We start from the raw sequence: 15,976 nt of genomic DNA, 5'->3' as shown, positions 1-15,976 counted from the left end.
CTCCTTTTATATGTAATCAAAAGAAAAAACGGCATTCCAGAGAAATGTCCGTCTAAATTAAGTAACTTCCTTTCCTTGCAGTGCTAAGTATTTTTGCTCGATGTTTTTGAACACTTTTTGTCCAAGTATCGTTAAGAACATGGCTATCGTACTGCCGCCAATGAGAATTAAAAGACCTGAAAACATCACATACAACACGATCAGCAATCCCACTCCAACCATAGCGAGCAGCCCATAATGACAATGCGACAAGCATACAAACACACTCTTTTTGATTCCTTCCCACACTCCCACATCGTAATGGGCATAGATCGGGAAAAGGAAACAAACGATCATTCCGGCAAAAAAGCTGATCGTTAAGATAAGAAATGCAACTGCACTCATTGTTTCATGTGCGATAAAAAAACGATAATCAACATATAAAATGGCTGATACGAGAAACAGTATTGCCCCTACACCATTACCTTTCCAAAACTGGCTGAAAAAGCTTTCCTTAAAGGTTCGAAAAAGAGGGACATCTTCATTCTTCATAACAAGCTGTCTCGTGACAGAAAACATCGCCATTGTGGATGGGACTAGTCCTAATACAACAAGACCGAGTAATGAAAACAGGACCCAATAGAACTGGATCAGGACGAGCCGCACCAGCCATTCACAAAGTACGTTCATTTTCCCCATTACACCATTCATGAAGATCCCCCCTTTCTTTTATCCTTTGACCGCGCTAGAATAAGCACTTTTAATGAAGTAACTCTGGAAAGCTATAAACACGATTAAGATCGGTATCAAGGCTATGAGTGCTCCTGCTGCAATTAAACGGGTGTTTGAAACGAACGTTCCTTTTAGCTCATACAGTCCGACGGTTAACGGATACATGCTCGAGTCCTCAAGGATCAAAAGCGGCCATAGGAAGTTGTTCCATGCCCCGATAAACTTCAGGATTGCTAGTGTCGCAAGCATTGGTTTTACCATCGGCAGCAAGATATGCCACCAGATCTGCCAAGCGTTAGCGCCATCTATAATGGCTGACTCATCCAGTTCTTTTGGAATCGAGATAAATGCCTGCCGCATTAGGAAAATAGCGAACGCACTGACCACCCCAGGCAGGATTACTCCAGAATAAGTGCCGATCAAGCCTAACTTCGAAATCGTCAGATAAACAGGAATCATCGTTACTTCACCAGGGATCATCATCGTCGCTAAGATGATCATGAAAACGAGGTTCTTTCCTTTAAAATTCATTCGTGCCAGTGGAAAAGCAGCGAGTGAACAAAAGAATAATGGCAGAATCACACCCCAAAAGGACAGGACCACAGAGTTCCACAAATATAGAGGCAGATTCAATGTGTTCCATACGGTGACAAAATTTTCGAATGTAAAGTTCTCAGGAGTAAAATTAGGCGGATACGAAAAAATTGTTTCGTTCTGCCCTTTGAGTGATGTTGATACTGTCCATAAAAACGGCATGATCGTGACCACCGCGAGAATGGTTAAAAGCGTATAAGAGACACCCCAGCGCAATATGTTTCGTCGGTGTTTGAGAGACAGCTTTCTCGATTTTTTCACTTGAATCTTCGGCTGCAGTTCGGCAGTTTTCAGTTCCATTTTGTCACCTCCCTATTGTTGTGTCGTGTCCAGTGCCCGTTTGTTAATCAGCGTTAAGATGAGGATGATGACGAATAATATCGTCGAGACGGCACTTGCATAGCCCATTTCGAGATCTGTAAATGCTTTTTCAAAAATCATGTAGACGAGTGTTGTAGTTGATCCGATCGGTCCTCCTGCTGTCATCGTTAACATGAGTGTAAACTCTTTAAACGCAGACATGGTTGAGACTACGGTAACGAAAAAGATGATCGGCTTCAGGCTCGGAAATGTAATGTAGATGTGTTTTGCCCAAAAGCCCGCGCCGTCCAGTTCAGCCGCTTCGTAAAGATCTTTTGAAACGGACTGCAAACCAGCGAGATAAAAAAGCATGTAATAACCGAGTCCTTGCCAGACCGTTACGATCGCTAAACTCGGCATAGCGGTGAATTTATCAGTCAGCCAGTCGACCGGATTGATGCCGATAGAATGAAGAGCTGCATTAAAAAGTCCGTCACTTTTAAACATCCATGTCCAAAGAATCGCTGTTACAACAACGGAAACGAGCGCCGGGAAATAGAATATTAGCCGGTACACTTTAATTCCCATCAGCTGCTGGTTCACGAGGATCGCCAGGAAAACCGGGATCACGATCAAAGCTGGTGTAACGAGAATCCAATAATAAAATGTATTCCAAAGTGCGTTCCAAAAATCGTCGTCCGAGAAGGCTCTCGAGAAATTCTCGATACCGACCCATTCGATCGGCTGGAAAACATTATAGTTGGTGAAGCTAAGCCCGAGCGCCGCGACCGCTGGAATGATACTGAAAGTGAGCAGCAGGACACCTGTAGGAATCAAAAACAACCAAGCTGTTCTAGCTTTATACATGAAATGCCCCCTATCTTTCTAAAAAGAGCCTTAATACTTACCTATAATGAAACTTGGCTGACGCCAAGCCGTATGCGTCAGCCATTTTGTTCATTATGAAATTGCGTGAAACATTTTCTATGAGTCGTTACGTGCGGTCTATGAGTCTAAACAGCTGCACTATGAGTCAAAGTTGTAGGTCTATGAATTTCTATCGGCCAAACCCATTTCTATGAGTCAAACTCGTTTCTCTATGAGTCAAAACCTACACTCTATGAGCCAAACGCTGCCACACACACTCAACTTCTACTTCAACAGCTTATTAATCTCCGTCTCAGCATCCTTCAATGCCTGCTCCGGATCTTTATCTTCTAACAATACTTTCTGGAACTCCTCTTGAACCGCTTTGTTGATTTGGGAGATGTTCTCTACCGGCGGGAATAGGTTCGCGCCTTTTTCAAGCTGTTTTGCAGCCAGGTAGCGTCCCTTATCTGCCGGGTCCTTAGCTTCTTTAACATCCGTGTAGAACTCATCTTCTGTTGCTTCGATAACCGACGGAAGGATCGGTACGATCTTACCGAATGCTAATTGGTTCTCAGCGTTTGTTACGAACTTCGCAAACTTGATCGCTGCTTCTGGATGCTTGGTTTTCTCAGCAACCGCAACGTTCATGATTCCTACGTGGATCTTTTCTTCAGAACCTAGGATTGCCGGTGATGCATCAGACTTGGCATACACTTCAGGCGACAAGTCTTTTACTTGTCTGAATAGCTGTGGTCCAATGTTCCACCAAGCTAGCTTCTCTTGAGCAAATGCTTCGTTATGCTTGTATATTCCTAAAACCGCTTCTTTCGGGATTAAACCGTTATCGTAGCGCTCTTTAAATTCTTTGAAGATTTCAAGCGCTTTCGGGTTGTTGATTGCTGCACTCTTTAAGTCTTCAGAGATAATATCAGCACCGTTAGCTGGCAGATAAACGTGGATGTCTTTGACAAGATGCCCGATCGCACCCGTCTTTTCTTTAATCACTTTCGACATTTCCCACGCTTCTTCCTCTGTTGTTGGAGGATTATCGTAGCCTGCTTTCTTTAAAAGCTCTTTATTGTAAAGAACCACACCTGTTGATAGGTACCATGGCAAAGCATACGTACCATCTTCAAGCTTGCCTGCATCCCAGATTCCCGGGAAGAAATCGTCCTTCACGTCTTTTGTATCTTTTTCTAGATTCTTAACTGCACCAAGGGCAGCCAGCTTTTTTAGGTAATCGGTGTTCAGGTTCATAACATCACCAAGCTGTCCAGAAGCTGCTGCAGTAAGCGTTTTCTTTTCTACTTGATCAAAAGGAATGTCCTGCCACTTCACTTTAATATTCGGATTCTCTTTCTCAAAGTCTGCGATCATGCCGTTGATGTAATCATCGAAAGTAGGGCTTAATGAAATGGTCCAAAATGTAATTTCTGCTTTTTCATCCTTACCTCCACTGCCGCTCGACGAGTCGTTACAAGCGGTTAGAGCTAAGAGTGAGAAAATCATGACGAACGCCAACACTTTTTTTACGTGTTTCACTTTACATCCCCCTCATTTTTCTTAATGACTAGCATGTTTCGTACCCCTGTAAAAAAGGAATTTTATTTCCTAAAAATTGATAAAGAAGAAAAATTCCTCCATTTTCTTAATTTTAAGATAATACTGACAATTTTGTCAACGGCTATTTTCACTGTTTTATAGAGGGCTTTTTAACTAGATCCCACCATTGAAAACTAATAAGATGACTTGTATCGAACAGCATCACACCAGCGGACCTTTCTTTGCACATCTTTATCGCTTTTAAAAACTGTTCTGGATTATTTTCATAGTCTTTAAGATAGAGAGAGGCAACAACAGGTGTCTTTCCGTTCAACGCCTTTAGGCTCACTTCAATTCCACCCTCAACGCTGTACCAGTCGGCTGGCTTTTGATTAGAAATCGCTTCATCCTTCGTCACATCAGGATAATAGCAACCGGTCATGATGAAATCGAGCTCATCACCATAGCCAGTCACATGATAGGTTTCTGAAGTCCAATCGTAATCAGGCTGGAACGTGTTGCTGCCCCAGTTCACTCCTTCGTGATAATAGAGCGGATGCCACGAGCCCACATAGATGCTGAATAATAGATTCGGATTTCTCTTCTTTACGATTCTCTTAGCTTTTTTCACATATTCTGTGATGTTTCCCGCGCGCCATTCAGCCCACTTATTGAAATGATTTCCTCTGACTAGCTCTCCTTCTGCTGTAAAAGAGAGGATATCTTCAGGCCAATTTTTGAGCTTCTCTCCTGTAAAATCTTCAAATCTATTTTTGCTACAATCACTAAAATCGCCATACACGTTCGGATATCTGCAGCGGTCGAGCACAACGCCATCCACATCATAGTTTTCCACGACTTCTTGTAAAATAGAAAGCTCGTAATCTTCCACTTCAGGGAGGATAGGGTTCACCCAGACTGCGTATTCACTGCTATCTTCCGCTGCAACGAACTCTCCTTTTTTAAGTGAAGGATTGTATTGATAAAAGGTCGTCTGCCATTCCTTCTTCTCGTAAGCAACACCTTCTTCTGCCGCTTTCTCTCCTTCAGCAAAAACATCGAGGTTTGCAAGTACAATAAACCCTTCTTGATGCCCGAGCTCGAGCATCTCTTGTAAGAAGTTCCGCCCTCTCCACGCATCATAACGACCGTCTTCTACAGAACTCACGTGCGGCGCGATGGAACTCGGAAAGGTCACCTGCCCAAAAGGGATCTTCGCATCAATGACAAGCCTTGTAACTCCAGCATTCTTTGCGTTTTCCATAAAAATCTTTTGATTTTCTTTTGAGGCTAGATAATCAGCATTCGCGATAAAATCGACCCATAAAATCGTTGTATCCTTCAACTTTTTGTCACCCTTTCCTCTATATATTCTGCCAGTATCTCGACAAGATGATCGATGTGACTGATACTACCGGGAAGATCATGCCCGGAGAATGAATAATAGTTGATGTTCTTGTTTGTCTTAATCAGGTTAAACACACCATAGATGGTCTGAGGGGGACAGATCAGATCCTTGCCTCCTGCAGAAATCCAAACCGGACATGAGATGTTTTCAGCTAGGTTTTTATTATCATAAAAGGAGAGCGTTTTAAACACTTGTTTAAGCTGATCAGGATATTGACGCAAAAATTGTTCTACTGCCGTTAGCGAACCTTCCATCTTTAGTTGAATAGCGAGAGGCAGGTCACACATATTGGGCACATCTGCGATCACGTAGGATGCCCGGTTATCTAGTCCCGCAACAGCTAGCGCAATACCTCCTCCCATACTTACACCATAGATCACGATTCTCTCAGAATTCACCTCAGGCAGCGTTTCGGTGACATCCAGCGCACGAATCACATCCATATAAACGTGACGGTAATAATAAGTGGCGGGATCGAGGATTCCTTGCGTTACCCAAGAACCGGTTCCACCCGCTGGATAGCTGCCGTTTCCTGATTCACCGTGACCTCTCGTATCTAGTGCTACCACGGCATAACCCATCATGAGATATTTTGCGTAGTTCGCGATTGAACCTTTGTTTCCGCCATAGCCGTGCAAAACGAGCAAACATGGTAATCTTTTTTTTTCCGAATCAGGTTTTAAGTAAAAACCTGCAAGTTCAGTTCCGTTGAACCCTTTAAAAATTAGTTTTTGAGCGTTAATGTTTCGAATCGGGTATGGAATGTCTGAGAGCCGGACCTCAAGCGGCTGATTTTTAGACTCGAGTTTAGTCTCTTCCCAAAACGCATCAAAATCGGGCTCACGATTACTCTCAGGTATATAATCTTTCCACCGTTCATCGATCACGAAATATCACCTCCCTACACGGCATGAACGACCGGCCATTGAAGTTCGATTCCTTGCTGGGTAAGCACCTTTTGGAAATCCTTCAGCAATGGATCATGGTTTCGGACATGTCGTGGAATTGTACTCTTTTTCATTGAATAACCCGCAAGGTATCCCGCTACTTCTCCAATGTTCCATTCAACGGGATGAAGCCGGTAGCATCCGTTTGTAATATGAGTCGTTGCGATATTCTTACAGGCGGGAATCAGATTTTGAAACTGAACCGGAATAAAACTGCCGAGCGGAATTTGGAACGGTAAGGATGAGATATCGATATAATTATCTCCACCCGTACTAGGATGAAGATCGATGCGGTAGCAGCCGATTCCAACAGAATCTTCATATTGGGAGGCACCTTTATCTCCACGGATTTCAGCACTAAAATGCTGCTCAAGTACCGTAAACTCAGCCTGGATCCGTCGGGATTCCCGAATATACGGATACATGGCAAGTCCATCTTCTGTACCGACAACATCAGGTCTAAGTTTCAATCCTGGATATCCTTGCCCGCCATCCGGCCTTGGTGCCTCAGTTTGCATCCAGTATAAAAGCGAAAGACTTAATTCTTTTGCTTGTTTTAGATGTAGCATGCGCTCTTTTTCTTCTATATCAAAAACAGGTCCTAACAGATAATCGTTTTGCGGCCAGTTAATTAAGCTAATGTCATGAGGAAATTCGTTGTTGTCAAATTGAGAGGAATCGATCAAACGTCGATAGTGAAAAAGTGAGAATTGATTGGCGTTCGGCATTAATGAATACGTGATGGGTTTTAAACTGATCGGCTGAGGCGCTGTCCAGCTTAAAAGCCGATCTGGCCAAACATCAGGCTGGTAGTTCCGCCAGAAGGAATAGGATTCAGGTTTTTCAATCGTGTGGTCTTCACCCTCGCGATAATCAACGGCAAAACAATGCGTGATTGCCTGCATGTTAAGAGGTTCAGGATCACCAGAAACCGCATGGGGTTCACCGGTCTGTTCTTGAGACTCTGCCCCTGTCACATATTGAACGTTCGCGAGTGGCAGTACATCACCGCATTCTGTGGCATCGAGAAAATAAGTTCCTTGCAGGATTAATTCTTTTTGGGTAGGTTCGTGGATGACTGTTGCTGCTTTTATATAATCGCCATCCACTTGAACGGAGGTGATTTTGTGTTCAGTTAAAATGGTGAGAAGTCCGTTATGTACGTATGGTGCAAGCATTTCCTCCAATACATGAAGAGCCGCTCTTGGTTCGTGTGAAATTCGGCTGACCAGTGAGTTCCCTGGATTGAACAACAAATGGTGATGCTCAGGTTTTACGGAATACTTGCATAAATAATGTTCTCTTACTTTGTTCCTGAATGTTCGGTAGCTCTGCGTGCAGCCAAACTGCTCGATCCAACGGTGTTCATCGGGAGGCACAGCCTGGCTTGTCAGCTGGCCGCCGATCCACTTCGTCTCTTCGGTCATGACGACGTGGTAGCCCATCTTGCAGGCAGAAAGTGCTGCGGCACATCCCCCTGTGCTTCCACCGATAATGACGATATCTGCTGATTTTTCATCCCTCATTAGATGCACCCTCCTTTTGAACGTTTTGACTATACAAAAAGCTTTGATACGCGGCACCAATTACCCCTGCTTCATCACCAAAAGCTGCTTTTTTAAAAGAAACAGATTGAACAAGCGATGAAATACCAAGGCTCCGTACACGATTCTGCAGATCCGTAATGATCCAGCTGTGCTGATCGATGATTCCGCCTCCTATAACAAGCAGTGAAGGGTTGAAGGCATGAATGATGTTAACGGTTCCGTAAGCCAGGGCGTCTATCGCTTTATCCAAAAGTGATTTTGCAAATTGTTTTCCTTCAGATGCCCATTGAAACACATCTCGTGCGGTTATGTTTTCAATTTGGCCATCATAGAGCTCAGGATTTTTACGAAGCATGCGTTTCATCTGATTAGCAATTCCAGTTCCAGAAGCATACGCCTCGAGGCAGCCTTTATAGCCGCAGTTGCACGCTGGACCGTTACGGTCTACTGACATATGGCCAAGTTCTGCTGCTCCTCCCCACTCTCCGTGCAAAAGCTTTCCTTCCTGAATAACAGCGCCTCCGATTCCTGTACCAAGTGTTAAGAAAACGACGTTATTATATCCTTTAGCCGCGCCGAGATAGGATTCCGCGAGAGCCACTACATTCACATCGTTATCAATCCAGGTCGGGAATCCAAATAAACGCTGGATCTCATGTTTAAGCGGTATATCGTTCCAGTCTTTAATGTTCGATGTTCCGCTTCTGACGATTCCGTTTTTGAAATCGATCTGACCAGCAGTTCCGATGCCAATACCTTTTAAAGTCGGGAGCCTTAGCTTATGCGCCTCTTTTAAAAGATCATTTATCATCTGCTGCAGCTGAAAGATAATCTGTTCTTTTCCTTCTGTCGCTGTTGGGACGATCTGTTTGTAGAGGACCTCGCCTTCAACCGTCACAAGTCCCGCTACGATTTTTGTTCCTCCGATATCAATACCGATACTGACATCTCGCTTCATACGTCCACACCCCTTAAGACGTTTTATAACAAGTACTTTGCGATCCATTCTAGACGTCGCTCTTCTTTAAAGTGGTTTGGCTCGTGGCCATAGTCCGGATAAATATCAATTTCTTTTATTTTTGTTGCCAAGTGATTAAATGCAGCAAACACCGTTTCAGGAGGCGTCACTGTATCCTTTAAGCCAATGCTCATTAGAACAGGACAGAAGATATCCGGACAAAAGTTCATGGCATCCACGTAGGAAAGGTTTTGCATAATTTTTTCATAGGAACTTCGTGTCGGATCGTTGTATTTAAAATACTGCGCGACCTCGACATATGGTCCGTCTAAAGCAAGCTCGACTCCTTTTTCAATATGAGACAAAAAAGGAAAATCAGAGATTGCGAGTTTGATATCGGAATCTACTCCGGCTGCAGCCAATGCCAAACCACCGCCTTGCGATTCACCCATTACGGCTATTCGGTTTGAATCGATAAAATCAAGCTTCTTCATCCAAGACAGATAAGCAATCATGTCCTCATACACATGCACGTAATAATAGTTTTGGAGATTCTCAATATCGTTCGTCATCCATCCCGGAAGATAGTTTCCTCTATTATAATGAGCGTGGTCTGGTGAAACTCCCTGCCCTCTGAGCTCAAAACAAAAAACGGCGATACCCATCAGTGCATATTTTAAAAACTCATGAACTGCTCCCCGTCCTGCTGTATATCCGTGAAAGTGAACAACAGCGGAATACGATTTTTGATCGCTGTTCGGTATGATCATCCAGCTTCTGATCGGTGTTCCGTCTCGGCAATTAAACGTAACATCTGCCACTTTAACTTGTTTCACTGGGTAATCATTGAGCCAATTCACCGTGACATCTGGCTGAAAAGATCCCTTTCGTTTTTCCCAAAAAGCATGAAAATCGGGCTGTCTCGTCAAAACAGGCTTATAGTTTTTTAGATTCATAAGGTTTGTCACCTCATAAAATTAATACATCTTATCAAGAACCGCTTTTGCTGTTTTTTCAATTGCTTGAATGGATTGTTCTTTTTGTTGTAAAAGAACAACCGTTGTTAAGATGTCGAGAAGATGAAGCTGTGCCATCTTCGCTGCGAACGAACCTCCTTGTAGCGGTGTCTCTCTAGAGGCAGCAAGCAAGATTTCATCGGTGTACTTTGTGATCGGTGAACGGTTGTGGTTTGTAAGACAGATCACGAAAGCTCCATTTTCTTTTGCGATACGGACTGCGTCCACAAGATCCTTCGTGCTGCCAGATGTTGAAATACCGATCACGACATCCTCTTTCGTTGCCAGTGCTGCGTTCATGGCAATGATATGTGAATCCACCGAACAATCAACATTGAACCCGATTCTCATAAAACGATACTTGGCGTCCGTTGCCGTGATTCCAGATGAGCCTACTCCAAAAAAGTAGATTTTACGGGCACCTAAAAGTTTTTTAGCCACTTTTTCTATGTTGTTCTGATCCATAAGTCCAAGTGTATCCTGAATAAACCCTGTATTTTGAGACGTGATTTTTTTTGCAATCACATCAATGCTGTCTGTATCTTCAATTTTTCCGTATACCGATTCGTTCGGATTCACAAGATTTTGAGCAACGGCGAGTTTAAATTCTTGATAGCCCTTGTAACCAAGCTTCCGGCAAAAACGGATAACTGTCGTTTCTCCCACATCTGCTTTTTCAGAGAGATCTGTAACCGAATAGTATACGGCTTCATGCGTATCGGCTGTGATCACATCGGCTACTTTTTGCTCTGCTTTTGTGAGCGATTTATAGATGCTTGGAATTAAAACGAGTGGACTCGCCGTTTGTATTGTTGCAATTTTCATTGGATAAGTGCTCCTTTCACTGGCACGACTATTTTTAAAACGTTTCGCCATTCACCAGCTCAAAGGTTTGATAGCTTGATGGAAAATGACGAATTACGTAATATTTCGATTTAAAAGAGTCACTTCCTCTACAAATCGTTTTGTAATTAACTGAGGCCGAGTGATGGCCGAGCCTACTACGACCGAGAAGGCACCTAGCTCGAGTGCTTTTTTAGCTTGTGCAGGTGTCGCGATTCTGCCTTCAGCGATGATAGGAACTTTTCTAAGCTTAGACAATCGCTCAATCAGGTCAAAATCCGGCTGTTCGATTTGCGGACTATAAGACGTGTAGCCGGAAAGAGTAGTGGATATAAAATCTGCACCGAGCTCGATCGCCATAACCCCTTCTTCAAACGTGGATATGTCCGCCATGATAAACGCTTTAGATTGATGGCGGATATAGTTCACCATCTCTTCCAAACTGAAATTTCCAGGTCTTTGTCGGGAAGTCGCATCAATGGTGACCACATCCGTTTTTGCTTCTAACAGCTCCTGCACTTCTTTTAAGGTTGGTGTAATAAAAACGTCGCTGTCAGGATAGTCACGTTTTACAATGCCGATCACAGGCAGCTGCGTTACCTTTTTAATAGCTATAATGTCTTCTTTACTGTTCGCCCGTATCGCTGTTGCTCCACCTTGTTCTGCCGCAATCGCCATTTTTGCCATGATGTCTGATCCATGCAGCGGCTCATGTTGAAGGGCCTGGCAAGACACGATGATTCTTCCTTTGATTTGCTGCATCAGTTCTTGCTTACTTATCATGTACACACCTCTTTTACACACAATTTATGTTTCAATAACCAAGCCATCGTAAGCAACGTCGATATTGTGCGGTTGAAAAATCTTGATCAGGTCTTCATGCAGAAGTCCGATATTATGAGAAAAATGGGTAACATACACTTTGGAATGATCGAATAAAATGCTGTTTTCCTGAAGCCTGTTCTTCGTCTCGATCACCGCATTTACGTTCATGTGATTTCGGTACTCCGGCAAGTTGCCGTTCGTACAATCAAGAAGAGCAATGTCAATCTTTGCGTTTGTCTCCAGCCAGTTCCACGTTTCATCCGGAAAACATCCCGTATCATGTCCATAAAGCAGCGCGGTGTTGCCTTTTTTTATGTGGAACAGCAGACACGTTTCGATCTGATTATGATCTGCTAATAATGGTGTCACTTCTGCATCGTCTATTTGGTATGTTGAAAAAGGACGAAGCAGATGAAACTGAACATGATCGTTCTGTTTTTTCAAGCTTTGAGATAATTTGGCTAAAACTGCATCATTTCCGTATATATGAAATGGATATTGCACGCCATGCGCATAACCCGGCAGCCTCATATTTAAGTCTTCTGGATAAAAGTGATCATGATGTGTATGTGTAAAAAGAAGATGCTGAATCTTGGTGAGGTCTAGATCGTCACGCAGAACATGGTGCAGTGTATCAGGCGGAAAATCAATTTTGAGTGTGTGGTCTATAATGGCTGATGTGCGTGTTCGAATGTTTTTACCGCCTAGTTGTCTGGCTTTTTGACAGTGCGAACAAGTACAAAAGATAGCTGGATAGCCTTCTGATGCAGCTGTACCAAGAATATGGAGTTTCAAAAGTTGATCCTCCTTTTGCGGATGTGTTATTTATGAGTTTGGTTCATAGAGATCCATTTTTGACTCATAGAACATGCATTAAGACTCATAGGACTGCTTGTTAGACTCATAGGATTGAGTTTGGTTCATAGAAGTATCCGGACGACTCATAGAGCAATGTGTTTGACCCATAGAGGAGTCGTTTTGACTCATAGACACGTCCTTTGGCATCTAAAAGCTATTTTAGCGGACCGAGAAAATATTCCTCCAAAATATAAATAAATTATGGATATTTCTTTCACTTTACATTAGTTTATACTATTCCAAACATTCTAACAACTAAATGTGTGAAAAAACTCCCCGGCAATTTTGCAGCGGGGAGTTCATTTTTACTTATCTTCTCGTACAAGATCCATGTACTTTTTGATATGGTGTGGGGAGACAGATTTCTTTGCGAATTCTTCTTCAACGATATACCACCAGTCGAACATCTCAAGATAGATCAGGTCGAAAATCATGATACCGTGTGTTTTATCGACCGCCATCTGAAGGGCGCGTCTAAACGTTTCCGGATCGTTGATGTATTGATTTAAATAAAGACTGCCGTAGTTGAACGTTGAATAATTGATCGCATCCATCGCAATATCAGCTGACCCCTCAACACTGTGCCAGTCAGGTCTGCCTGATGCCACCGCTTCTTCCTTCGTTACATCTACAAAATAGTTACCTGTCATGATAAAATCGAGGGTTTCAGCATACCCTTTTGAATGGTAGTCTGGACTTGCCCAATCGTATTCTGGGTAGTGCGTGCGGCTTGCCCAGTTTACACCCTCACTGTAATAATCCGGGTACCAGCTTCCAACATACGTACTGAAGAAAGTCTCAGGTTCTTTTTTATGAATGAGGTTCTCGGCTTTTTGGAAGAATGACTGAATATTGCCGGCACGCCATTCAATCCACTTTTGATAAAGAGGTCCCGGTACGTTTACTTTTTCATAGTTCTCTACTTTAATTTCAAAAATATCAGTCGGCCAGTTCTCCACTTTTTTGCCGATATACGCTTCAAACTTCTCTCGGCTTAGATCACTGAAATCCGCATAAATGCTGGAATACCGCGCACGGTCCAGTACGATTCCATCCACATCATAGTTATCGATCAATTCTTCGATGATGCTGAGTTCATAACGCTGAACATCGTCTCTGATCGGATTCACAAACGTTGAGTGAGACGGTTTGTAATCCTGTCCTTTAACAAATTTCGTTTCCATTTCAGAAACGGAAACTGTATCGCCAACCTTCAGATGCTCCAGCATCCATGTGCGAGCTGTTCCGTTACCCGAAAGCACATATCCGTTATCTGGAATTGCTACTCGCGGTCCATCAGTTGTGTTACGGTCACTCACTTCTGTAATGACATCATCAGTTACTTGAACTTCAACACCCCATCTGTTTGTAGGTGTTTCTTCATATTTTGATGGTGTGTAAAGAATCATATTATTCGAATTACGCGTTGTATTAATTCCTGTTAGTTCAAGTGATGAACCATCAGCTGCCTTTACTTTTTGTATGGCAGTATAGTATGTAGTCTGCCACTCAGGATGAAGCATGGCTGGTCCGTCTTGATACGTTGTGCTCGCTTCTGAAAACGTATTGATGGCTGCATGGACTTTAATATTATGCTTTTTCGCTTCTGTAATTACCGTTTGTAAGAGGTCATAGTTTTCCGGATAGCCTTGATAGCTAGGAATCTTAGAAGTGCTGACATGAGGAGCAATTTCACTGTTGTAGGCTACAAAACCTGTAGAGTTTTTAATGTCGAGAATGATCGTATCGATGTTAGCATTCGCGGTTTTTTCTACAATGTTACGTACTTCTTCTGGTGTATCGAGGCCAAATAAGTTAGCGGATAGATCGTACCAAAGGATCCTCGATTTCTTGTTGTCCTTTTCAACCAGTTTCGTCAATTCTCGAATCCGTTTTTTGTCATCGTCTTTCTTAGCTAGGGTGGTTTGCGGGATCATGGTTGTGAAAATTAAGGCAAAAGCGATCAACATGAAAAATATTCTTTTCATTCCTAATCCTCCCTTTTCTGTAATTGTTTAAATATTAGCATAATTCGTAATTGAAAAGTGGAGTTTTTCTCCAAAATAGTTCTTTTAAATGGAAAAAACCTTCTTTTAGACTAGGAACTTTTATATTTGCTGGAAAAGCAGGACTGTTGTACTAAGGAAGTTAATGTTTAGAGGTTTGACCCATAGAGAGTTATGTTTGGTTCATAGAGGAGCTGTTTTGACTCATAGAGAATGGCTAACGACTCATAGAATTCAGGAAGGCTTTTAGAGGTTATTTAACGACTCATAGACAGCGCTTTTTGGTTTATAGACTACTAATTTGGGCTCATAGAAAATAGAAGTCATCATGCAGGGCAGGAAAATATATGACTGTAGCAGAACTAAACTAATAAAGAAGGAGAGTGATGCAATGAAATGATTATGAAAAAGCGTAAAACACCAGTTGTTGTCTTGATTTTAGAAATGCTTTTAACACGGCTTCATCCCCAATACCCCAGAAGACCGGACTTAGAAGATGAACTCGCGAAATATCTATCTGGTCATAAAGGTGAACAGTCTCTCGATTTTTATTTGGATGAACTTCCTCAGAAAGAGTACTTCATTTTTCACAACCTCCGAATTTTACAGAACCCTAATTACTTTCAGATCGACATCCTTATTCTCACACAGAATTATTTTTTAATAATCGAAGTGAAGAACTTTTCTGGCATTCTTTACTTTGATCAAGACCTCTACCAGCTTATAAGGAAAATAAATGGTGTAGAAGAAACGTTTGCAGACCCCATTTCACAAGTGAAAAGACAGCATTACCGCTTAAGAGATTGGCTAAAGGATCATAAATTCACGAACATCCCCATTGAATCTCTTGTTGTTATCAGCAATCCACAAACGCAAATCAAAGTTCCCCCTGGCCGCACCGATGTCTATCAATGGGTTACCCACAAAACTCACCTTCCAGAAAGAATTCGTTTTTACGAACGAAAATATAAAAATGAATGCATCTCTATCAAAGAGTTGCGTAAACTTACCAAACTTCTTCTAAAGAGCCATACTTCTCCAATCCCAAATTTGCTTCAGAAATATCAAATCTCAAGTGAAGATATCATTAAAGGGGTAGTTTGTCCGAAATGCGGTGCGATTCCAATGGTAAGGAGTAAAAGAAAGTGGCTTTGCATTACGTGTAAAACCCACTCCAGAACGGCGCATATCCAGGCATTGCGAGATTATTCGCTTCTAATCAGCCCCACGATAACCAATAGTCAGTGCCGTGATTTTCTTAAACTGGAGTCTCGTACGACAGCTAAGAAATTGCTTTTAGACTTGAACTTTCCTACTTCAGGTCAATTAAGGCATAGAAAGTATCATTTAGATTTTGATGACTTGGATGAATAGAGTGTTCTGTTAGTTTGAATTTTCGACTCATAGAGCATGTTATTTGGCTCATAGAGATGCGATTTTGGTTCATAGGATTTTGTTAGACTCATAGGACAAGGATTTAGACTCATAGAAACACGATTTTGACTCATAGGTATCGTAGTATGGCTCATAGAGCGCATGTAACGACTCATA

At 42.4% G+C, this 15,976-nt stretch carries 14 protein-coding genes; 1 reads left to right on the top strand and 13 read right to left on the bottom strand.

What is annotated here, in order from left to right; all coding sequences use genetic code 11:
* Positions 1-57: 57 nt before the first annotated feature.
* From EV282_RS02835 to EV282_RS02775, 13 genes are all read right to left on the bottom strand, one after another.
* On the bottom strand, positions 58-690 hold the full coding sequence (locus EV282_RS02835; RefSeq protein ID WP_130293620.1) for a YesL family protein: 633 nt from the start codon (positions 688-690) through the stop codon (positions 58-60).
* 18 nt (positions 691-708) lie between these two features.
* Positions 709-1,605: a carbohydrate ABC transporter permease gene (locus EV282_RS02830; RefSeq protein ID WP_130293618.1), complete on the bottom strand. Its 897-nt coding sequence runs from the start codon at positions 1,603-1,605 to the stop codon at positions 709-711.
* A 12-nt stretch (positions 1,606-1,617) separates the two neighbouring features.
* A complete protein-coding gene (locus EV282_RS02825) occupies positions 1,618-2,472 on the bottom strand; it encodes a carbohydrate ABC transporter permease (RefSeq protein ID WP_130293616.1) in 855 nt (284 codons plus the stop codon).
* Between the two features lie 285 nt (positions 2,473-2,757).
* Entirely contained in the window at positions 2,758-4,017 is a 1,260-nt protein-coding gene (locus tag EV282_RS02820) for an ABC transporter substrate-binding protein (protein WP_242611812.1), read from the bottom strand.
* A gap of 148 nt (positions 4,018-4,165) precedes the next feature.
* Positions 4,166-5,362 carry an alpha amylase family protein gene (locus tag EV282_RS02815; protein ID WP_130293614.1) on the bottom strand — a complete coding sequence of 399 codons (1,197 nt, stop codon included), beginning with the start codon at positions 5,360-5,362 and terminating at the stop codon, positions 4,166-4,168.
* Positions 5,359-6,312: an acetylxylan esterase gene (locus EV282_RS02810; protein ID WP_130293612.1), complete on the bottom strand. Its 954-nt coding sequence runs from the start codon at positions 6,310-6,312 to the stop codon at positions 5,359-5,361. The genes EV282_RS02815 and EV282_RS02810 overlap by 4 nt, the downstream gene beginning before the upstream one ends.
* Before the next feature lie 14 nt (positions 6,313-6,326).
* Positions 6,327-7,898, bottom strand: a complete 1,572-nt coding sequence (locus tag EV282_RS02805; protein WP_130293610.1) for an FAD-dependent oxidoreductase — start codon at positions 7,896-7,898, stop codon at positions 6,327-6,329.
* Positions 7,888-8,877, bottom strand: coding sequence for an ROK family protein (locus tag EV282_RS02800; RefSeq protein ID WP_165389332.1), 990 nt, complete (start codon positions 8,875-8,877; stop codon positions 7,888-7,890). Before EV282_RS02800 ends, EV282_RS02805 begins: the two co-directional genes overlap by 11 nt.
* 23 nt (positions 8,878-8,900) lie before the next feature.
* On the bottom strand, positions 8,901-9,833 hold the full coding sequence (locus tag EV282_RS02795) for an acetylxylan esterase (RefSeq protein ID WP_130293606.1): 933 nt from the start codon (positions 9,831-9,833) through the stop codon (positions 8,901-8,903).
* A gap of 21 nt (positions 9,834-9,854) precedes the next feature.
* Positions 9,855-10,718 carry a MurR/RpiR family transcriptional regulator gene (locus tag EV282_RS02790; protein WP_130293604.1) on the bottom strand — a complete coding sequence of 288 codons (864 nt, stop codon included), beginning with the start codon at positions 10,716-10,718 and terminating at the stop codon, positions 9,855-9,857.
* Between the two features lie 93 nt (positions 10,719-10,811).
* Positions 10,812-11,519 (bottom strand): N-acetylmannosamine-6-phosphate 2-epimerase, encoded by a 708-nt coding sequence (locus EV282_RS02785; RefSeq protein WP_207224279.1) that lies wholly within the window; start codon positions 11,517-11,519, stop codon positions 10,812-10,814.
* Positions 11,520-11,543: 24 nt separating this feature from the next.
* Entirely contained in the window at positions 11,544-12,356 is an 813-nt protein-coding gene (locus EV282_RS02780; RefSeq protein WP_130293602.1) for an MBL fold metallo-hydrolase, read from the bottom strand.
* A 368-nt stretch (positions 12,357-12,724) separates the two neighbouring features.
* The gene (locus EV282_RS02775) at positions 12,725-14,407 is read right to left on the bottom strand and encodes an alpha amylase family protein (protein WP_130293600.1); all 1,683 of its coding nucleotides are present in this window, start codon (positions 14,405-14,407) and stop codon (positions 12,725-12,727) included.
* A gap of 414 nt (positions 14,408-14,821) precedes the next feature.
* Here EV282_RS02775 and EV282_RS02770 point away from each other — a divergent pair, with 414 nt between their 5' ends.
* A complete protein-coding gene (locus EV282_RS02770; protein ID WP_130293598.1) occupies positions 14,822-15,799 on the top strand; it encodes a nuclease-related domain-containing protein in 978 nt (325 codons plus the stop codon).
* The last annotated feature ends 177 nt before the right edge of the window (positions 15,800-15,976 follow it).

The organism is Fictibacillus sp. BK138 (assembly GCF_004216955.1).
Classification (GTDB): domain Bacteria; phylum Bacillota; class Bacilli; order Bacillales; family Fictibacillaceae; genus Fictibacillus.
Note: the sequence above shows the minus strand (reverse complement) of the source record. Positions and strands in the feature narration are given on the sequence as shown.